This is a genomic window from Paracoccus saliphilus (assembly GCF_028553805.1).
GTDB classification, from domain to species: Bacteria; Pseudomonadota; Alphaproteobacteria; order Rhodobacterales; family Rhodobacteraceae; genus Paracoccus; species Paracoccus saliphilus.
The window spans coordinates 183,755-202,564 of the sequence record NZ_CP067140.1 but is presented as its reverse complement, the minus strand read 5'-3'; the positions used below and the strand labels follow the sequence as shown (position 1 = coordinate 202,564).

The following is an 18,810-nucleotide window of genomic DNA, read 5'->3' as shown; positions in this document are numbered from 1 at the left end:
ATCAACCACCTTTGACCGATCCCGCCAGGAGGCCGCGGACCAGGTATCTTTGCATTGAGAAGAAGACGATCAGCGGCACCGCGATCGAGATGAAGGCCGAGGTCGCCAGGATTTCCCATTCGCCGCCTTTAGAGCCCATGAGCTCACGCAGGACCCCGGTCATGACCAGTTGTTCCCGCGTGTTGCCAAGAAACACCGTCGCCACCAGCAAGTCGTTCCAGACCCAGAGGAACTGGAAGATCGCGAAGCTGGCCAGCGCCGGGAAGGACAGGGGCAGGACGATGCGGCGGAAGATCTGGAAATCGGTCGCGCCGTCCACACGGGCGGATTCGATCACCTCGCGTGGCAATCCGACCATGTAGTTTCGCAAGAGATACACGGCCAGCGGCAGGCCAAAGCCGGTATGCGCCAGCCATATCCCCAGATATCCCTTGCCGATGCCGATGCTGTTATGCATCTGCAACAGCGGGATCAGAGAAACCTGCAGGGGCACGACCAACAGCCCCACCACCGCTGCAGTCAGCAATGCCCGCCCCGGGAACTGCATCCAGGCCAACGCATAGGCCGCGAAAGCCGCGATCAGGATCGGGATCACCGTCGCCGGGATCGCCACCGTCAGCGTGTTCATGAAGGCGCGGCCCAGCCCCTCTGCGGTCAGCACCCGCTGATAGTTCGCGGTCGTCAGGTTCGCGGGCGCCTTGGTCGTGGTGAAGATCCTCTCTCCCCGCCGCATCTCGAAGGGCGCTTCCGAGGTCAGGCGATAGCTGCCATCCTCGTTCACGGTGAGCTGCCAGCCATCCTCGATCTCTGTTGTCTCGCCGGGCTGGAATGCCCCCGGCTCGCGCGAGCGGATGCCCCACGCGGTCAGTTTCTGATCTCCTTCGAGCACCGTGCCCTCGATCACGTAGAGGCCATCGACCTGGGTGGCGTCGTCATCGGTTCCGGTGCGAACGAAGCCGGTCTGCTCGGATGCCGAGAATGACGCCCACCAGCCACTGCTCGCGATCTGGTCGCGATCACGGAATGAGGACACGAAGAGCCCGAGGGTCGGGATCGTCCATGCCAGCACAAGCAGGAAGGCGGAGATGTTGACCACCCATGTCAGCGATGATTTCTGTCCGGCCATGCCTTCCATCAGCGGACCTCCTTGCGGACATTGCGGATGTTCCAGATCATGATCGGCGTCACCAGGATCATCAGGACGATGGCGATGGCCGAGCCGCGGCCGTAATCGGGGGTGCCGCGGAACATCCAGTCATACATGAGGTTCGCCAGCACCTGCGTGCCCCATTGCCCGTTGGTCATCACGAAGACGATGTCGAAGACCTTGAGCACGACGATGGTGATGGTGGTCCAGACAACCGCGATGGTGCCCACGATCTGCGGCACCTTGATCTTGAAGAACACCTGCAGAGGCGAAGCGCCGTCAAGGATCGCGGCCTCGATAGTCTCTTCTGGGATGCCGCGCAGGGCAGCCGACAGGATCACCATGGCAAAGCCGGTCTGGATCCAGACCAGCACGATCATCAGGAAGAAATTGTTCCACGGGATGAGTGTCAGCCAGAGCTGCGGATCTCCTCCCAGTTTGGTCACGAGGTAATTGAGCAGGCCGATCTGCGTTTCGCCTGCGTCACGGTATTCATAAATGAATTTCCAGATCACCCCCGCGCCGACAAAACTGATGGCCATCGGCATGAAAATCAGCGATTTACCGATATTACCCCATTTGATCCGATCGGTCAGCTGCGCGGCGATCAGGCCGAACAGCGTGGACAGCGCCGGGACGACCAGCAGCCACAGCATGTTGTTGCGCATCGACTCGCGGAACTTCGAATCGCCCACGGCCCAACTATAGTTGTCGGTGCCCACGAATTGGCTGCCATCCGCGTTGTGCAGCGACCGCCACAGGCTGTCGAGAACCGGATAGACGAGGTACAATCCCAGGAACAGGATCGCGGGCCCAAGAAACAGCCAGGGCCGGATCTGGTTAGCCCTGCGGATATTGTCGCCCGCCCTCTCTCCGCGCGGCGGGTAGATCGTGTCGAGGATCATGTTCGATCCCCAGAACCAGGCCACGCAGCCGAAAACGCCAATCGCGATTGTGCTTATGGCAAGCCAGAACAGTTCCATCTTTCACCCCCTGGTACCGGTCAGAAGGGCGCGCAAGGCACGCACCGTCCCGGATCGTTCTCCTGCTTGCGGCAGGTTACTTGACGGTCGTCCAGCTTTGCTGGATGGCGTCGGCCACGTCCTGCGCCGATTTGCCGCCGACGAAATCGACCATGCCGGTCCAGAACGCCCCAGCGCCGATCGAGCCGGGCATCAGGTCGGAACCGTCAAAGCGGAAGGTCGTCGCGTCCAGCAGGATCTGCCCCATCCTCTTGAGCGTCTCGTCGCCATAGGCATCGGTATTCACGCCGGTATGCGGGGTCACGAAGCCCTTCTGTGCCATCCAGATCTCATGCACGGCGGGAACCTTCAGGAAATCGATGAAGGCCATCGCCGCCTGGTTGTCCGAAAACACCGAGAACAACGTACCACCGCCAAGCACCGGCTGCCCAAGGCTGCCATCGGCTGGTGCCGGGAAATAGAAGAAATCCGCGTCCAGACCGATCTCGGTCCCTTCCGGGAAGAAGGAGGGGATGAAGCTGGCCTGGCGATGCATGTAGCAATCGGGCGGATATTCGAAGAGTCCCTTGGGACTGTCGCGGAAATCGGTCGACGCGACAGAACCCGCACCACCGGCGACGAAATCGTCATTCTTGGCAAACCATCCGAATTCCTCGATGGCCGCGACGACCTTGGGATCGTTGAAGGGCATCTCGTTGGTGGTCCAGGCGTCGTAATCCTCGGGACTGTTGATGCGCAGCATCAGGTCCTCGACCCAATCCGTCGCGGGCCAGCCCGTCGCACCGCCAGAGCCCAATCCGATACACCATGGCGTTTCGCCATCCTCGGCGATCTGCTCCGACAATGCCTTCAGATCCTCGTAGGTTTCCGGAACTTCGTAGCCCGCATCCTCGAAATTCTCGGGCACATACCAGACCAGCGATTTCACATCGGCCTTGAAGGGGAATGCGTAGAACGCTTCGCTGCCATCTGCGCCGGCATAGGTTCCCAGATCGGCCCAGCTATCGCCCGCCGCATAATTGTCGCGCACCCATTGCGCCATTTCATCGCCCAGGGGTGTGATATGCCCCTTCGCAGCCAGATCGGCCGCCAGTCCGGGCTGCGGCAAAACCGCGACATCAGGGGGCGACCCTGCCTCGCTGTCGATTACGATCTGCTGCTCGAAACTGTCGGAACCGGAATAATTGGCCTTCGCCCCGGTCGCCTCTTCGAAATAGGGCAGCAGAGATGTGAAAAGATCCCGGTCAGCGCCCAGCCACGGGCCAAGGATGTTGAACTCTTGCCCTTCCAGCCCGGTATGGGATGCCTTGAAATCCTCGAGACTTTGCCAGTTGATGCGGTCGTCGCTGCCGGGCTCTATGACCATCTGGGCCTGCGCGACCCCGGCAATCAAGGCAGCCGCCGCCGCGGTCGAATAGAATACGGTTCTCATCTTGTCCTCCCATGCATTCGCTTCGGATCGTTTCTTGTCCAAATGTTAACGCTAGCAATCCTTAAACTATATGGTCTTGTCAAATAAAACTCACTCCCACTCCAACTCCTTGTAGGCTGCCGTGGCGTCACGCGCGGCAGTCTCGGAAAAAGAATTCCACGCATCATTCTTGTCTTGCAAGGATTTTGTTATTTGCGGCACCGCCTCGGACATCGGCGCTCCCGCTGCGATGGCTTCACGCGTGGCATCCCTCAACGCCGTCAGGAATTCGGTTTGCGGCCCGATCGCCACTGCCCATGAGTCGGTCACGGCTCCGTGCCCCGGAACGATCACGCGCGGCGTCGGTTTGGGCGAGACCTCCAGCCATTCCAGCCAACCGATCAGCGAACCATCGATTACCGGTGCGAGTTCCCTAAACACCAGGTCGCCTGCGAACAGGGTCCCCGTGGCCTCGTCGAAGGCCGTCAGATCGTTGTCGGTATGGGCCGTGCTTGCCGCCTGTAACGAAAGGCCGCGCCCGCCAAGATCGATACTGTCACGATCCGCAACAGTCCGGTCCGGCAAGGTGATTTCGGTGCCGATAACCTCTTCGGGCGAATAGAGCCGGGCGATGCTGTCCAGATAGCTTTGCGCCCGGACATCCAGTGCCATGGGCATCGCGGCATGGCCAAGGATCTCTGCCCCCGCCTCCTTGAAGACTGATGTCCCCAGTGCATGGTCGGGATGCATGTGGGTCAGGATGACATGGCTGACCGGCAGATCGGTCAATCGCCGGATCGCGGCATAAAGCTCCTGTCCCTGCGCACGAGAAACGCCGGTATCGATCACTGCCACCGATGCTTCGCCGATCACCGCGCCCAGATTGGCGATCTTGCCATCCGCCGAATCCTCCATCTGAACGGGATCGCCGAGATAAACATGTATCCCGGGTGCCACTTGCTGCAGCGGCAACGCGGTCAACTCTTCGGTCGGTTGGCATTCTGTCCCTGCCCCGATCAGCCCGGAACGATCCTTCAGCCAGGCATCAGCGATTCGTTCTGCTTGAGCCTCGCATTCAGTCCGCGTTCCGGTCTCGGCTTCCGGCAGGAGTATCGGCGCACAATCTTCTGACGATCCGGCAATACATGCAGTCAAAATGAGATGAAACATTGCCGAATATTCCCGCGCAGAGCCCGAAAGGAACCGAAACCAGCGATATCAGACCTTAGTCTTGTTGACCCATGCTGCCTCTCATCTACCATGAGGTCCAGTCGCGAATGCTGCGACACCAGCTTTTGGAGGAGAGAAGCGACATGGCATGGACCAAACCCACCCTGAAGGAAATCGCCTGCGGCATGGAAATCAACATGTATGCCCCGGCAGAGGATGAGCCCGTCCTGTTCTGAACCATTATGAACAGGCAGGAAACGGCCCTGTCCGATCATGTCGGGCAGGGCTGCTTTGTCTGAGACCTTCATGAAGATCATCATTCTGGGCGCAGCGGCAGGTGGCGGGTTGCCGCAATGGAATTGCGGCTGCGACAATTGCGATGCCGCGCGGGCGGGACGCATCCCCGCCCTGACGCAAAGTTCGATCGCGGTCAGTGCGGATGGACAGGGTTGGACAATCCTGAACGCGTCCCCCGATATCCGCATGCAATTGGCCGCCACCCCTGCCCTTCACCCGACAGGCCCGCGGCAGATGCCGTTGCGCTCGGTTCTGGTGACGAATGGCGATATCGATCACGTGGCCGGGCTGTTGACCCTGCGTGAAAGCCAGCCCTTCGATCTGTTTGCCACTGCCGCGATCCATGACGCGCTGGCCGCGAACCCGATGCTGTCGGCCTTGCGCGCCGATCTGGTGCCGCGCCGGACCGTCTCGCTCGATCAGACGGTAGAGCTTGCCTCCGGCCTGACGGCGACGCTTTTCGCGGTTCCGGGAAAGGTGCCACTCTACCAGGAGGGCGAGATGGTCGAAACCGGGCTGGTCGGCGAAACCACCGTCGGGGTCGAGTTGCAGGCCGGGGGACGCCGGGCGCTCTATATCCCCGGCTGCGCCGAGATGCCGGGCTGGCTGAAAACCCGCATCGGTGGCGCCGACCTGCTGATGTTCGACGGTACGCTATGGGAGGATGACGAAATGATCCGCATGGGACTCGGCCAGAAAACAGGTCGCCGCATGGGCCATATGCCCGTCTCGGAAACCATGGCCGAGCTGGCGGATACGACCGTCGCGCGCCGGGTTTTCGTGCATATGAACAATTCCAACCCGCTGACCGATCCCTCCAGTCCGCAGACGGCCAAGGCCGAGGCGCAAGGCTGGCAGGTCGGACGCGACGGCATGGAGATCACGCTGTGAAGGATATACCCGCCCAGCCCCAATCCCGCGAAGATTTCGAGGCCCGCCTGCGTGCCATCGGCGCCGAGCGTTACCATGACAGGCACCCCTTCCATGCCCGGCTGCATGGCGGAGAGTGCTCGCCCGACGAAGTCCGCGCATGGGTCATCAATCGCTGGATGTACCAGTCCCGCATCCCGATGAAGGACGCCGCCTTCATGTCGCGGGTGGAGGATCCCGACCTGCGCCGCCGCTGGCGCAAGAGGATCGAGGATCACGATGGCGGGGTGAACGAGGGCGGCGGCATCCGCCGCTGGCTGGCGCTGGCCCGCGCAGTCGGGCTGGATCCGGATTATGTCGCCTCGGGTCAGGGCATCCTGCCCGCCACCCGCTTCGCCGTTGACGCATATCTTCGCTTCGTCCGCGATATGCCTTTGCTCGATGCCGTGGCCGCCAGCCTGACCGAGCTCTTTGCCCCGAAGATCCATGCGCAACGGATCGAAGGGCTGCTGGCCCATTACGATTTCGCTGACGACACCAGCCTTGCCTATTTCAAGAAACGCCTGACCGAGGCGCCCGAGGACGTGGCCTTCGGCCTTGACTACGTGCTGACCCAAGCCGACACGTTAGAAAAGCAGAACGCCGCCGCGGCCGCGCTGGTTTTCAAGACCGATGTGCTTTGGGCCCAGCTTGACGCGCTGTGGCATGGCTATGTCGAGGGCAATACTCCACCCGGCGCATGGCGGCCCGGAGAGGGGATGCTGTGATGGAACCTCTGATCGCCCCCGAGGACATCCCCTATCTGCCGCGCGGCGTGCGGCTGGAGGATGACCGGGTGCGCGGCATTCGCGTGCTGCAGGCCCCCGAACGCGCCATGCAGCTTGACGCCATCGGCGATGCGATCCTGTCGGAACTTGACGGACAGCGCAGCATGGCAGCCATCGCACATGATCTCGCCACCCGCTACCAGGCCCCTGAGGATAAGATCGCCGCCGACATCCGCGATTTCCTGACCGGCCTGATCGAGCGCCGCATGGTCTTCGTGAAATCGCATCAGGCAGATATGGATCATCGATGACCCCTGAAACACGAGTTCCTTCTTCTTCATACAAGTATCCCGCGGGGTCGCCAGTGGTGCGCCACTGGTTCGAGAACCAGCAGGCGACGGGGTGCGAAACCCCCGGCAACCGCCTCCAATCACACCCCAAGGACTCGCCATGAAGGACCTTCCCGCCCAGCCCCGCGACCTCGACGGCAACCCGGTCACCCCCGGCCTGCCCATGGCAATGCTGGCCGAGATCACTCATCGCTGCCCGCTTGCCTGTCCCTATTGCTCGAACCCGGTCGAGCTGACCCGCTCGCAGGCCGAGCTGCCCGCCGAGGATTGGGCCCGCGTGTTCCGCGAGGCTGCCGATCTGGGCGTGCTGCAGGTGCATATCTCGGGCGGTGAACCAGGGGCGAGGCGCGATCTGGCGCAGATCGTGGAATCGGCGAGCGCGGCGGGACTTTATGTCAATCTGATCACCTCGGGTATCGGCATCACCCGTCAACGCCTGGAGGAACTGGACAGTGCGGGCGTCGATCACGTCCAGCTTTCGCTGCAAGGCATCCGCCCCGACATGGCCGACCGGATCAGCGGCCATCCGGGGTCCTGGGACAAGAAAATGGGCTTTTCCGAATGGGTCACCGAGATCGGCTTTCCCCTGACCATCAACGCCGTTGTCCATCGCCAGAACATGGAACGGCTGCCGGACATGATCGAGCTGGCCGAAAGTCTAGGCGCGAGGCGGATCGAAGTGGCGACCGTGCAATTCCACGGTTGGGCCGACCTGAACCGCAAGGCCTTGATGCCCACCCGCGAACAGGCGGCTTTTGCAAGGCAAGTGGTGAACGATGCCCGTGTCAGGCTGCGCGGACGATTGGTGATCGATTACGTCCCCGCGGATCATCACGCGGTCTATCCCAAGGCATGCATGGGCGGCTGGGGCTCAACCGGGCTGAACGTCGCGCCTGATGGCTCGGTCCTGCCATGCCATGCCGCCAACTCCATCGACTGGCTGCAGTTCGAGAATGTTCGTGACCGGTCCCTGTCCGATATCTGGCACCTCTCGGACGCCTTCAACGCCTTTCGCGGCACCGAGTGGATGGCCGAGCCCTGCCGCAGTTGTGAGCGGAAAAACATGGATTTTGGCGGCTGTCGGTGTCAAGCTATGGCCATAGCAGGCGATGCCCGGGCGACCGACCCGGTCTGCTCGAAATCGCCGCTGCATGCGCAGGTCGTCGCCCGGGCCGAGGAGGATGCGGACGCGGACACGGCGGAACTGATCTACCGGCGCATGAAGAAGGGAGGATGAAGATGAAGGCATGGCTTGCTGCCGCGGCACTTCTGATGGCCTCGCCCGCTCTGGCGCAGGAAAATCCGCTGCGACCGTCGGAAACATGGGATGATCTGCGTGAATCGGTCATGGGCCTGTCCGAAGAGCCGCCAATCGATTCCGGCATACTGGATGTCGATGCCCCGACGCGTGCCAATGACGCGGCCATCGTGCCGATCCGTCTGACTCAGGCACCGGATGCCCCGGCGCTGACGGATCTGTCTCTGGTGATCGACGAGAACCCGGCACCCGTGGCTGCAGAATACAGTTTCGGCGAAGCGCTGATGCCGCTCGATTTCGAAGTCCGTGTCCGCGTCGATGCCTATACCGACTTGCGTGCCATTGGCACCCAAGCGGATGGCAGCAAGGTCATGGCCGGTCGTTTCGTCAAGGCGTCGGGCGGCTGCTCTGCCCCTGCGGGTAAGGATATGGCGGCAGTCGAAGAGACCATGGGTGAAATGCGCTGGAAAACCGTGCAGGACGGAGACCGCAATATTGGCACGCTGATGATCCGTCACCCGATGTTTTCCGGGTTGCAGCGCGACCAGGTGACGCTGCTGAATATCCCCGCCCATTTCATCGACCGGCTGGAGGTACGGCAGGGCGATGAATTGCTGTTCACGATGCAAGCAGGAATCTCGGTCAGCGAGGATCCAGTGTTCCGTTTCGGCTACACGCCCAATGGCAAGCCGATCAGCGTCCATGCCGAGGATACCGAGGGCAATATCTGGGATCGGACCTTCGACGTGGCGGGCTAGACCGGCTCCGGCGCGAACAGAACCGATCATAACCATATTATGCTGTGACCGGGGGCATTGCGCCCCTCGGCTCAGAAGGTGAAGTTCGCGGTCAGTGCAATGCTGCGGCCAGGTTCTTTCTGAGGAATGACGAATTCATAATCGCCGCCGAAAGAAGCTCGATCCACGTAATCTTCGTCGAACAGATTATTGATCTCTGCGCGAATTGTCAGGTTCTCGTAGCGTGCAGGCTTATATTCGCCGTACACGTTCACGAGCGTATAGGCCTCGAAATCGCGGCGCGGTTCATCATCAGGATCGACACCTTGGTGGGACATCCCAAAGGCATGTTCGATCACGCCGCCAAATGTCAGGTCACGCGTAACTTGATGACGGGCGTCCAGTGTCAGAACCCGGCCCGGAATGGTGCCAAAGCCTTGAAGATCGAGACTCGTAGGAGCTTTCCCGTCCACTTCCATTTCGATATCGGAGTAACGGAGGGTCGCGGATCCACCTGTCCAATTCTGCCCAAGCGAGAGACGCCAGCCCTGACTACGAATTTCTTTGGCTTCGGAGATGAAGTAGTATGCATGACCATTGTAATATGGGCTTGGACCATCTGTCCGCCTTGAGGCCGTGTCACGCGCATTGCCAACCTTCGTTCTGAAATACTCAGCATTGATTGTTGTTCCGTTCTGGCTCCAATTCGCACCAAGGATCATGTTCTGAGATCTGGTCGGCCGGGGCTGCTCTGAAAACGGATGAGGTGCCCATTGGTTGAAACTGTAATCAACCGGAATGCCGCCAAATACAGTTGAGTAACCCGCATCAAAGGACAGCGCGTCGGTGGCATTCCAAGTCACATTGGCGTTGGCACTAGCGCCGTCTGTTTTGAACTCTTCACCTTGCGTTCCGTTAAAACGGTTCCAGTCATAACGCAGACCCGAACTGAAATCGAACTGTCCCGCCGAACCGCGTGCCTGTACAAAAAGCCCGGTGTTGTGGCTTTCCTCCTGGAAACCGTGAATCGCTCCGCTGCCCCAATAATCGTCAGCACTGGATGTACGGTTATGCAGGTCTATACCGGCTGTTACTTCGGTCTGGCCGAAGCGTGAATGATTCTGCAGAATAGCCGATTTCGTATCTGAAACTGCATTGGTCCATAGCGGGTCATCACTGGATACTTCCTCTGCCGTCTGCTTGCCTTCGGACGAAGACAACAAGAGCTCGGGGTTGAACAGGCCTTCAGCGGCTTCGCTACGGCCAACTTTCAGAGTATGGGTGGTCTGGGTCATGTCAAAGTAACGTGGTGCACTTGGTCGGTAAGTGTAATCCGTCACATTCGGACGGAACGGGCGCAGCGAGTCATCCTGAACCTGCATCCCTCCATACTCAAAGCGCCAACCATTCGCCTCGGCGCCCAGTTTGACCATATAACTGCTCAGATCCGCGCCGGTATATTTCACCGTCTTGCCATCGCCACCTTCGTAATCATCGCCGGTCGCGCGCTTTGCATAAAGCAGGGCATCCACCGGCCCCTGACGGCCATACAGCGTCAAGGCACCTGTCGCTCTTTCACCATTCGAAGCATAGCCGGTTGTCAGTTTTCCGCCGAAGTTCTGGCCATCCTCGAGCAGATCAAGCGCCGATTTGGTTTCATACTCGATTGAACCGGCCAGTGCGTCCGGCCCGGCATCCGCAGGCGCAACACCCGCGTCGACCCTTGCGGCTTTCAGCAGACCGGGATCGATGAGGTTGGTGGTGGTGTGATGCCACATGCGGTTGTTCTGCAGCGCGCCGTCGATGGTGACTGCCATCTGTTCCTGGTCAATCCCGTTGACATAAACGCGTTCGGTCAGAGCGATCCCGCCATCGACGCTCACGCCGGGCTCTGATCGGAACAGATCGGCGAGGCCACCGTTTTCGGCCGCTTTCAGGTCGTCTTCATCGACCTCGACCTGTCCGATGACATATTCATCGGTCGCATAAAGCGTTATCGGGTCAAGGGTGATTTGCTGTGCCTGGACAATGGTCGGCAATGTCGCGGTGCTGAGCGCCAGAACCGCCCGGGTGAACTTGGGCATATGTTTCCTCCATCGAAACCTTGTTCTGGCTTGCGACAGCGGAAACCCGCTTTGGCTGGCGTTGCCCCGCTTCTAACGGGTGAAACTGGTAAATGCGAGACGCATTGGTGCAGGATCTCGTGGCTATGGTCAATCTGCCACAGCCTCGCAGGGCCAGCCTACGTCAGCCGAGGAACAGGCCGACGCCCAATCCCACGACCAGAGCCACGCCCGCCGCCAGCGCATAGCCCCGGCGGTGGCCATTTTTCCTGGGCTGGGGCTTCGCATGCACATTCTCCCACAGCATCCGGTCGACCAGCTTCGGCAGCAAGGGCCCATAGCGCCCCAAAGTCTGCGCCACCTGCACTGCGTCCTTTGCCATCGCCCGCGGGCCGAGGCTGGCCTTGATGTAATCCGAGACGACGGGCTTGGCCGCTTCCCACATGTTCAATTGCGGGTCCAGCGAGCGTGCGACGCCCTCGACGACCACCATGGTGCGTTGCAAAAGGATCAATTCGGTTCGTGTCGGCATGCCAAAGCGCTCTGTGACCTCGAACAGATAGGCCAGCAGGTTTGCCATCGAAATCTGGCTGGCGTCAGCACCGAAGATCGGTTCGCCAACAGCACGCAGGGCGCGGGCGAAAGCCGCCTCGTCACGGTCACGCGGGACATAGCCGGCTTCGAAATGCACCCGTGCCACGCGGCGATAGTCACGATGGATGAACCCCATCAGGATCTCGGCATAGACGCGGCGGGTGTATTCGTCGATCTCGCCCATGATCCCGAAATCATAGGCGATGATATCCCCATCTGGCGCGACCTTGAGATTGCCATGATGCATGTCCGCGTGGAAGAAGCCGTCGCGCAGGGCATGCTGCAGGAAAAGCTGGATCACCCGACGGGCGACATGTGTGATGTCATGGCCCGCCGCGATCAACGCCTCGCGGTCGCCCATCGGGATGCCCTCGGCCCAATCCGAGGTCAGCACCCGGCGCGATGACAGGTGCCAATGCGGCGGTGGGATGGCGAAATCCTTGTCCTCGCGGGTATTCTCGGCGAATTCCGAGGCAGAAGCGGCTTCGAGACGCAGGTCGAGTTCGCCAGTGACCACCGCCTCGAAATGGCTGATGACGTCTCGGGGCCGCAGGCGACGGCTGAATGGCGCGATCCCCTCGATCATGCCGGCGGCGAAATGGAACGCGTCGATGTCGCGACGAAAGGCGCCCACGATGCCGGGGCGCAGCACCTTGACGGCAACCTCACGGCCGGTTTCGCGCAGCCTCGCCCGGTGAACCTGCGCGATGGAGGCCGCCGCGACAGGTTCCGAGAATTCCGAGAACAAATGGTCGACGGAATGGCCGAGTTCGGCCTCGACCATCTGTTTGGCGGTCTCGGTCGGGAATGGCGGCAACCGGTCCTGCAGCATCCGCAGTTGGTCGGCCAGTTCGGTGCCGACCACATCGGCGCGGGTCGAGAGGATCTGGCCGAACTTGATATAGGCTGGGCCGAGCGCAGTGATCGCCCGTGTCACAGGCGGCAGATCGGGATTGCCCTTGTAGCCCATCCAGCGGAACGGCCAGCCCAGCACCCGTGCCGCCAGACGCAACCGGGCCGGGGCTTCGATCGCATCGAGTGCCACGCCCATCGCGCCGGTCCGCTCGAATGTCGCGCCGGTCCGGATCAGGCGCAGGATATTATGCGGACCGCGCATTAAAGCTTCCAACCGGAATGTAGCGCGGCAATGCCCATCGACAGGTTACGCCATTGGACACGGCCGAAACCGGCCTTGCGGATCAAATCACCGAATGTTTCCTGATTGGGGAAACGGCGGATCGATTCGACCAGGTATTGATAGCTGTCGCGGTCGCCGGTCACCGCCTGCCCCATCGCCGGGATCACGTTGAAACTGTAGCGGTCATAGGCCCATTGCATCATCGGCACGGGGATCTGGCTGAATTCCAGCACCATCAAACGCCCACCGGGACGGAGCACGCGATAGGCCTCGGCCAGCGCGTCATCGATACGGGTCACGTTACGAATGCCAAAGCTGATCGTGTAGCGGTCAAAACTGTCATCCGCGAAAGGCAGCCGCATCGCGTCGCCGGTCACCCATGCCAGCCGATCGGCCAGCTTGGCGGCCTCGCCCCGCTTGCGCCCTTCGACCAGCATGGATTCGGTCATGTCGCAGACCGTGACGCGCGCACCCGGCGCACGGTCGAGGAATCGAAAGGCGATATCGCCCGTGCCGCCCGCCACATCCAGCAGATGCTGACCGTCACGCGGTGCGAGCCAGTCCATCATCGCGCTCTTCCAGACGCGATGGACGCCCCCGCTCATCAAGTCGTTCATCAGGTCATAGCGCGAGGCCACGCTGGAAAACACGCCATGGACCAGCCCGGCCTTGTCGTCCTCGTCCACGGTTCGGAAACCGAAATGGGTCTGTTTCTTTTCGCTCATCGCGCTTGCCGTCCGCTGTCCTTCACGCCAGATACGTCAGGCGCACCGCGCGCACAATGACCGGGATGCGCCACGGGCGCAATGCAGCGAGAGGAACCGGATGCCGGAACTGCCGGAAGTCGAAACCGTCAGGCGCGGCCTGCAACCACATCTGGAAGGCCAGCGCATCGCGAGGGCCGAGGCGCGGCGTCCCGATCTGCGCTGGCCCCTGCCGCCCGACCTGGTGCAGGTGCTGACCGGGGCGACGGTGACGGGTCTGCGCAGGCGCTCGAAATACCTGCTGGCCGATCTGGACCGGGGCGGCACGATGCTGATGCATCTGGGCATGTCGGGTCGGCTGCTGGTCGAAGGCACGGGGCTCGCCGGATTCCATCGTGATCCGTCGATCCTGCCGCGCCACGATCATGTCGTGCTGGTGACCGAGGCAGGCACGACGATCACGTTCAACGATGCCCGGCGTTTCGGCATGGTCGATCTGATCCGCGAGGACGAAACCCATCCCTTGTTGGCTCATCTGGGGCCGGAACCGTTCGATCCGGATTTTGACGTTCGCTATCTTTCCGAGGTTTTCGCCGGGCGGCGTGTACCGGTCAAACAGGCGTTGCTGGACCAGAAGATCGTGGCTGGCCTCGGCAATATTTATGTGAGCGAGGCGCTGCATCGTGCGGGCATCGATCCGCGCCGAGCCGCGGGCCGTATCGGCAAGGACCGGATCATCGCATTGGCGGACCATGTTCGCGAAGTTCTGAGCGACGCTATCGCGGCAGGCGGGTCTTCACTGCGCGACCATCGGCAGGCCACAGGGGAACTGGGATATTTCCAGCACAGCTTCCGAGTTTACGACCGCGAGGGCACCCCTTGCCCTGCCATGGGATGCGATGGACATGTCAGGCGGATCGTGCAATCGGGCCGGTCGAGTTTTTTCTGCCCGCGATGTCAACGCTAACAACCTGCTCAGAGAGCGAAGTTAATGCGAATTTAACGACGAATCTTCTAAAATAAGGGCCAATAAGCATCGACTCCGCGCTTGCAGCCTCATTTTCCCCACCTATATACAGCCGCGAAGCGTTCGGACTCGTTTCGGACCTGAATCAATCAATCAAAGGGATCGGGCCGCGGGGGCCAAAACGGACCCAAGGCTCATCATATCGCCGCAAGAAAGGTTATAAATCTATGTCCAAAGTCATCGGGATCGACCTCGGCACCACGAATAGCTGCGTCGCGATCATGGACGGCAGCCAGCCCAAGGTCATCGAGAACAGCGAAGGCACACGCACCACCCCCTCGATCGTCGGTTTCACCGACGGTGAGCGTCTGGTCGGTCAATCCGCCAAGCGTCAGGCCGTGACCAACCCAACCAACACCGTATTCGCCGTCAAGCGTCTGATCGGACGTCGCATCGGCGACGAAGCCGTCGAAAAGGACAAGAAGCTGGTTCCCTATTCGATCGTTGACGGTGGCAATGGCGATGCCTGGGTCGAGGTGAAGGGCGAGAATTATTCCCCCGCGCAAGTCAGCGCGATGATCCTTCAGAAGATGAAGGAAACCGCCGAAAGCTATCTGGGCGAAGAGGTCACGCAGGCCGTCATCACCGTTCCGGCCTATTTCAACGACGCTCAGCGTCAGGCCACCAAGGACGCCGGCAAGATCGCCGGTCTCGAAGTGCTGCGCATCATTAACGAACCGACGGCAGCCGCACTGGCCTATGGCCTGGACAAGAAAGAGACGAAAACCATCGCGGTTTATGACCTTGGCGGTGGGACTTTCGACATCACCATCCTTGAGATCGACGATGGCCTGTTCGAAGTGAAATCGACCAACGGGGACACGTTCCTCGGCGGTGAGGACTTCGACATGCGGATCGTGAATTACCTCGCCGAGGAATTCAAGAAAGAGCATGGCGTCGACCTGACCAAGGACAAGATGGCGCTCCAGCGCCTGAAAGAGGCCGCCGAGAAAGCCAAGATCGAACTGTCCTCCTCGAGCCAGACCGAGATCAACCAGCCGTTCATCTCGATGGACAAGGATTCCGGCACGCCGCTGCACATGGTCATGAAACTGACCCGCGCCAAGCTGGAAAGCCTGGTCGGCGACCTGATCAAGAAGACCATGAAGCCTGTTCAGGAAGCCCTGAAGGACGCCGGTGTCTCGAAGTCGGATATCGACGAGGTGGTTCTGGTCGGCGGGATGACCCGTATGCCCAGGGTTTTCCAGGAGGTGACCGATTTCTTTGGGAAAGAGCCGCATAAGGGCGTGAACCCTGACGAGGTCGTGGCACTGGGCGCCGCAATTCAGGCCGGTGTGCTGCAGGGCGACGTCAAGGACGTGGTGCTGCTGGACGTGACGCCGCTGTCACTGGGGATCGAGACCCTCGGTGGCGTGTTCACCCGGCTGATCGACCGCAACACCACCATTCCGACCAAGAAGAGCCAAATCTTCTCGACCGCCGAGGATAACCAGAACGCCGTGACGATCCGGGTCTTCCAGGGCGAGCGTGAAATGGCATCGGATAACAAGCTGCTGGGCCAGTTCAATCTCGAGGATATCCCGCCCGCACCACGCGGCATGCCGCAGATCGAGGTGACGTTCGATATCGACGCCAACGGCATCGTGTCGGTCAGCGCCAAGGACAAGGGTACTGGCAAAGAGCAGAACATCACCATCCAGGCTTCGGGCGGTCTGTCCGATGACGATATCGAACGGATGGTGAAGGATGCCGAAGCCAATGCCGACGCCGACAAGGATCGCCGCGAGCTGGTCGAAGCCAAGAACCAGGCCGAAAGCCTGATCCACAGCAGCAGGAAGTCGCTGGAAGAGCATGGCGACAAGGTGGACGAATCCACTGTCGAAGCCATCGAGCTGGCGATCGGTGCGCTGGAAGAATCGGTCAAGTCCGACGACGCCGGCAAGATCAAGTCGGGTATCCAGAACGTCATGGACGCGTCGATGAAACTGGGTGAAGCGATCTACAAGTCCCAGCAAGAAGCTGGCGACAGCGCAGGCAGCAGCGAGGAAGAGCCGCGCGCTGCCGATGAGGACATCGTAGACGCCGATTTCGAAGATCTCGGCGAAGACAAGAAACGCGGCTGATCCGGGCCGTATCCCTTGGACCGGCCCGCGCCACAATGCGGGCCGGATTTCGTTCCGGGGATCAGTAAACAGGACATAACATGGCCAAGCGTTGCTATTACGACGTTCTCGGGGTCAAGCGCGGGGCCTCGACTGACGAGATAAAGAAAGCCTACCGCAAGAAGGCTAAGGAACTTCACCCTGATCGTAACAAGGACGATCCGGGCGCCGAAACCCAATTCAAAGAGGTCAACGAGGCCTATGATTGTCTGAAAGACGATCAGAAAAAGGCAGCTTACGACCGATTCGGCCATCAGGCCTTTGAAAATGGAGGTATGGGCGGGGGCGGCTTCGGCGGAGGCGGCGGCGCCCATCCGGGCGATTTCGGCTCGGCCTTTGCCGACGTTTTCGACGATCTTTTCGGCGACATGATGGGCCGGCGCGGCGGCGCGGGTGGCGGACGTTCGCGCGCTCAGCGGGGACAAGATCTGCGTTATAATCTCGGCGTGTCGCTCGAGGATGCCTATACCGGCCTGCAGAAGACCATTACCGTCAGCAGTTCGGTCGCTTGCGGAGAATGCGACGGAACCGGTGCCGAGGGTGCGACCCAACCCGCAACCTGTCCGACCTGTTCAGGCATGGGACGGGTCCGGGCCCAGCAGGGCTTTTTCACCGTCGAACGCACCTGCCCCACCTGCGGCGGTCAGGGCCAGATCGTCAAGAACCCCTGCAAATCCTGCCACGGTGCAGGCCGGGTCGAGAAGGATCGCACCCTGTCAGTCAATATCCCGGCGGGCGTGGAAACGGGTACCCGCATCCGCCTGGCAGGCGAAGGCGAAGCGGGGATGCGGGGTGGTCCCGCAGGCGATCTCTACATCTTCATCGAGGTGAAGGAACACGAGATCTTCCTGCGCGATGGCAAAACCTTGGCTTGCCAGGTGCCGGTCAGCATGGCGACCGCAGCCCTGGGTGGCGAGGTCGAGGTGCCGACCATTGATGGCGGCCGTTCCCGCGTAAAGGTTCCGGCTGGCAGCCAGACAGGGCGCCAGATGCGTCTGCGCGGCAAAGGCATGCCTCCGCTCCGCCACGGGCCGGGCGCGAATGGCGAGGCGGGCGACATGTTGATCGAACTGGCTGTGGAAACCCCGGTCAACCTGAATGCCCATCAAAAGGAACTGTTGCGCCAATTTGAATCCGAAAAGGTTGACAACAGCCCGCAATCGACCAGCTTTTTCAACAAGGTCAAAGGGTTCTGGGACGACATGACCCGCTGAACCCAAGGGGGGCGTATAAGCGCCCCCCGTTTTGTTAGTTCTTTCTTTATTCCACCCCCGCATGATCCGGGCATGGACACGAATCATCCGTCTGAACCGACATCGCTGCCCCTGTTCGACCCGGCAGTTCTGGATCATCGCGCCGCAAATTCCACTAGGACAGCGGTGCGGGGAAGCAAATCCACACCTTCCTATCTTGCCGATCATCGTGCCCGGCTGCGCGAACGTTTCCTGCAAGGCGGCGCGGCGGCAATGCCGGATTACGAGTTGCTCGAGCTGGTCCTGTTCCGGGCAATTCCGCGGCAGGATGTCAAACCGCTGGCTCGCCGCCTGATCGAGCATTTCGGGGATTTCAATCGCGTTCTGTCCGCAACCCCCTCACGGCTCGCCGAAGTTGAAGGGGTTGGCAATGCGGTTGTCACCGAACTGAAACTCGTCGAGGCCGCTGCGCAGCGCATGGCCCGGGCCAAGGTCCTGCTCCGACCGATTCTGTCGGGCTGGCAGGCGCTGCTGGATTATTGCCACACCAGCATGTCCCATCGCGAGATCGAGCAGCTTCGCGTTTTGTATCTCGACCGCAAGAACATCCTGATCGCCGATGAAGAACAGGCCCGGGGCACCGTCGATCACGTCCCGGTCTATCCGCGCGAGATTATCCGCAGGGCATTGGAACTTAACGCCTCTGCACTGATCCTGGTCCACAACCACCCATCCGGCGACCCAACCCCGTCAGAGTCGGATATTGCCATGACGGCACAGATCGCCCGGGCCGCCGACAGCATGGGAATCACCATCCACGACCATCTGATCATCGGAAAATCACGCGAGCTCAGCTTTCGGTCAGAAGGCTTGCTTTGAACGCGCATCCATAGCCCCGCGACAAAACAGCGCAGCCTCGTTTCGACCACGCGCGACATTTTTTCAACATAGACGGGCCACAAGGCATTTCGGTTTTGG

At 60.9% G+C, this 18,810-nt stretch carries 17 protein-coding genes; 10 read left to right on the top strand and 7 right to left on the bottom strand.

Annotated features, from left to right (window positions below):
• Position 1 precedes the first annotated feature (1 nt).
• The 4 genes from JHX88_RS00915 to JHX88_RS00900 form a co-directional block, all read right to left on the bottom strand.
• Positions 2 to 1,135 carry a carbohydrate ABC transporter permease gene (locus JHX88_RS00915; protein WP_076522370.1) on the bottom strand — a complete coding sequence of 378 codons (1,134 nt, stop codon included), beginning with the start codon at positions 1,133 to 1,135 and terminating at the stop codon, positions 2 to 4.
• Positions 1,135 to 2,130, bottom strand: a complete 996-nt coding sequence (locus JHX88_RS00910; protein ID WP_076522369.1) for a carbohydrate ABC transporter permease — start codon at positions 2,128 to 2,130, stop codon at positions 1,135 to 1,137. The genes JHX88_RS00915 and JHX88_RS00910 overlap by 1 nt, the downstream gene beginning before the upstream one ends.
• A 76-nt stretch (positions 2,131 to 2,206) precedes the next feature.
• Complete coding sequence (locus JHX88_RS00905) at positions 2,207 to 3,562, bottom strand: ABC transporter substrate-binding protein (protein ID WP_076522368.1); 1,356 nt, start codon at positions 3,560 to 3,562, stop codon at positions 2,207 to 2,209.
• Between the two features lie 90 nt (positions 3,563 to 3,652).
• Positions 3,653 to 4,711 carry a quinoprotein relay system zinc metallohydrolase 2 gene (locus JHX88_RS00900; RefSeq protein WP_076522367.1) on the bottom strand — a complete coding sequence of 353 codons (1,059 nt, stop codon included), beginning with the start codon at positions 4,709 to 4,711 and terminating at the stop codon, positions 3,653 to 3,655.
• 143 nt (positions 4,712 to 4,854) lie between these two features.
• Here JHX88_RS00900 and pqqA point away from each other — a divergent pair, with 143 nt between their 5' ends.
• From pqqA to JHX88_RS00870, 6 genes are all read left to right on the top strand, one after another.
• Positions 4,855 to 4,947, top strand: a complete 93-nt coding sequence (gene pqqA / locus JHX88_RS00895) for a pyrroloquinoline quinone precursor peptide PqqA (protein ID WP_076522366.1) — start codon at positions 4,855 to 4,857, stop codon at positions 4,945 to 4,947.
• Between the two features lie 70 nt (positions 4,948 to 5,017).
• Entirely contained in the window at positions 5,018 to 5,899 is an 882-nt protein-coding gene (pqqB, locus tag JHX88_RS00890) for a pyrroloquinoline quinone biosynthesis protein PqqB (RefSeq protein WP_076522880.1), read from the top strand.
• Positions 5,896 to 6,645 carry a pyrroloquinoline-quinone synthase PqqC gene (pqqC, locus tag JHX88_RS00885; RefSeq protein WP_272848151.1) on the top strand — a complete coding sequence of 250 codons (750 nt, stop codon included), beginning with the start codon at positions 5,896 to 5,898 and terminating at the stop codon, positions 6,643 to 6,645. Before pqqB ends, pqqC begins: the two co-directional genes overlap by 4 nt.
• Positions 6,645 to 6,956, top strand: coding sequence for a pyrroloquinoline quinone biosynthesis peptide chaperone PqqD (gene pqqD / locus JHX88_RS00880; protein WP_076522365.1), 312 nt, complete (start codon positions 6,645 to 6,647; stop codon positions 6,954 to 6,956). The genes pqqC and pqqD overlap by 1 nt, the downstream gene beginning before the upstream one ends.
• A 139-nt stretch (positions 6,957 to 7,095) precedes the next feature.
• Positions 7,096 to 8,232: a pyrroloquinoline quinone biosynthesis protein PqqE gene (pqqE, locus tag JHX88_RS00875; protein WP_076522364.1), complete on the top strand. Its 1,137-nt coding sequence runs from the start codon at positions 7,096 to 7,098 to the stop codon at positions 8,230 to 8,232.
• Between the two features lie 2 nt (positions 8,233 to 8,234).
• Positions 8,235 to 9,011 carry a quinoprotein dehydrogenase-associated SoxYZ-like carrier gene (locus JHX88_RS00870; RefSeq protein WP_141225716.1) on the top strand — a complete coding sequence of 259 codons (777 nt, stop codon included), beginning with the start codon at positions 8,235 to 8,237 and terminating at the stop codon, positions 9,009 to 9,011.
• A gap of 71 nt (positions 9,012 to 9,082) precedes the next feature.
• Here the strand turns inward: JHX88_RS00870 and JHX88_RS00865 are convergent, their stop codons facing one another.
• The 3 genes from JHX88_RS00865 to ubiE all read right to left on the bottom strand — a co-directional run bounded on the left by JHX88_RS00865 (position 9,083) and on the right by ubiE (position 13,510).
• Entirely contained in the window at positions 9,083 to 11,074 is a 1,992-nt protein-coding gene (locus JHX88_RS00865; protein WP_076522362.1) for a TonB-dependent receptor domain-containing protein, read from the bottom strand.
• Between the two features lie 163 nt (positions 11,075 to 11,237).
• On the bottom strand, positions 11,238 to 12,764 hold the full coding sequence (ubiB, locus tag JHX88_RS00860) for a 2-polyprenylphenol 6-hydroxylase (protein ID WP_076522361.1): 1,527 nt from the start codon (positions 12,762 to 12,764) through the stop codon (positions 11,238 to 11,240).
• The gene (gene ubiE, locus JHX88_RS00855) at positions 12,764 to 13,510 is read right to left on the bottom strand and encodes a bifunctional demethylmenaquinone methyltransferase/2-methoxy-6-polyprenyl-1,4-benzoquinol methylase UbiE (RefSeq protein WP_076522360.1); all 747 of its coding nucleotides are present in this window, start codon (positions 13,508 to 13,510) and stop codon (positions 12,764 to 12,766) included. Before ubiE ends, ubiB begins: the two co-directional genes overlap by 1 nt.
• A gap of 100 nt (positions 13,511 to 13,610) precedes the next feature.
• Here ubiE and mutM point away from each other — a divergent pair, with 100 nt between their 5' ends.
• The 4 genes from mutM (at position 13,611) to radC (ending at position 18,711) form a co-directional block, all read left to right on the top strand.
• Complete coding sequence (gene mutM / locus JHX88_RS00850; RefSeq protein ID WP_076522359.1) at positions 13,611 to 14,456, top strand: bifunctional DNA-formamidopyrimidine glycosylase/DNA-(apurinic or apyrimidinic site) lyase; 846 nt, start codon at positions 13,611 to 13,613, stop codon at positions 14,454 to 14,456.
• 227 nt (positions 14,457 to 14,683) lie between these two features.
• Positions 14,684 to 16,600 carry a molecular chaperone DnaK gene (dnaK, locus tag JHX88_RS00845; RefSeq protein ID WP_076522358.1) on the top strand — a complete coding sequence of 639 codons (1,917 nt, stop codon included), beginning with the start codon at positions 14,684 to 14,686 and terminating at the stop codon, positions 16,598 to 16,600.
• Between the two features lie 80 nt (positions 16,601 to 16,680).
• Positions 16,681 to 17,853, top strand: coding sequence for a molecular chaperone DnaJ (gene dnaJ, locus JHX88_RS00840; RefSeq protein WP_076522357.1), 1,173 nt, complete (start codon positions 16,681 to 16,683; stop codon positions 17,851 to 17,853).
• Between the two features lie 72 nt (positions 17,854 to 17,925).
• Positions 17,926 to 18,711: a RadC family protein gene (gene radC / locus JHX88_RS00835; RefSeq protein ID WP_076522356.1), complete on the top strand. Its 786-nt coding sequence runs from the start codon at positions 17,926 to 17,928 to the stop codon at positions 18,709 to 18,711.
• The last annotated feature ends 99 nt before the right edge of the window (positions 18,712 to 18,810 follow it).

Bases quoted from the DNA above. Each gene is read 5' to 3' on its own strand.
- JHX88_RS00905 (WP_076522368.1), bottom strand. From the start codon at position 3,562: ATGAGAACCGTATTCTATTCGACCGCGGCGGCGGCTGCCTTGATTGCC.
- JHX88_RS00870 (WP_141225716.1), top strand. From the start codon at position 8,235: ATGAAGGCATGGCTTGCTGCCGCGGCACTTCTGATGGCCTCGCCCGCT.
- mutM (WP_076522359.1), top strand. From the start codon at position 13,611: ATGCCGGAACTGCCGGAAGTCGAAACCGTCAGGCGCGGCCTGCAACCA.
- JHX88_RS00900 (WP_076522367.1), bottom strand. From the start codon at position 4,711: ATGTTTCATCTCATTTTGACTGCATGTATTGCCGGATCGTCAGAAGAT.
- ubiB (WP_076522361.1), bottom strand. From the start codon at position 12,764: ATGCGCGGTCCGCATAATATCCTGCGCCTGATCCGGACCGGCGCGACA.
- JHX88_RS00865 (WP_076522362.1), bottom strand. From the start codon at position 11,074: ATGCCCAAGTTCACCCGGGCGGTTCTGGCGCTCAGCACCGCGACATTG.
- dnaK (WP_076522358.1), top strand. From the start codon at position 14,684: ATGTCCAAAGTCATCGGGATCGACCTCGGCACCACGAATAGCTGCGTC.
- JHX88_RS00910 (WP_076522369.1), bottom strand. From the start codon at position 2,130: ATGGAACTGTTCTGGCTTGCCATAAGCACAATCGCGATTGGCGTTTTC.
- pqqD (WP_076522365.1), top strand. From the start codon at position 6,645: ATGGAACCTCTGATCGCCCCCGAGGACATCCCCTATCTGCCGCGCGGC.
- radC (WP_076522356.1), top strand. From the start codon at position 17,926: ATGGACACGAATCATCCGTCTGAACCGACATCGCTGCCCCTGTTCGAC.
- pqqB (WP_076522880.1), top strand. From the start codon at position 5,018: ATGAAGATCATCATTCTGGGCGCAGCGGCAGGTGGCGGGTTGCCGCAA.
- JHX88_RS00915 (WP_076522370.1), bottom strand. From the start codon at position 1,135: ATGGAAGGCATGGCCGGACAGAAATCATCGCTGACATGGGTGGTCAAC.
- dnaJ (WP_076522357.1), top strand. From the start codon at position 16,681: ATGGCCAAGCGTTGCTATTACGACGTTCTCGGGGTCAAGCGCGGGGCC.
- pqqA (WP_076522366.1), top strand. From the start codon at position 4,855: ATGGCATGGACCAAACCCACCCTGAAGGAAATCGCCTGCGGCATGGAA.
- pqqE (WP_076522364.1), top strand. From the start codon at position 7,096: ATGAAGGACCTTCCCGCCCAGCCCCGCGACCTCGACGGCAACCCGGTC.
- ubiE (WP_076522360.1), bottom strand. From the start codon at position 13,510: ATGAGCGAAAAGAAACAGACCCATTTCGGTTTCCGAACCGTGGACGAG.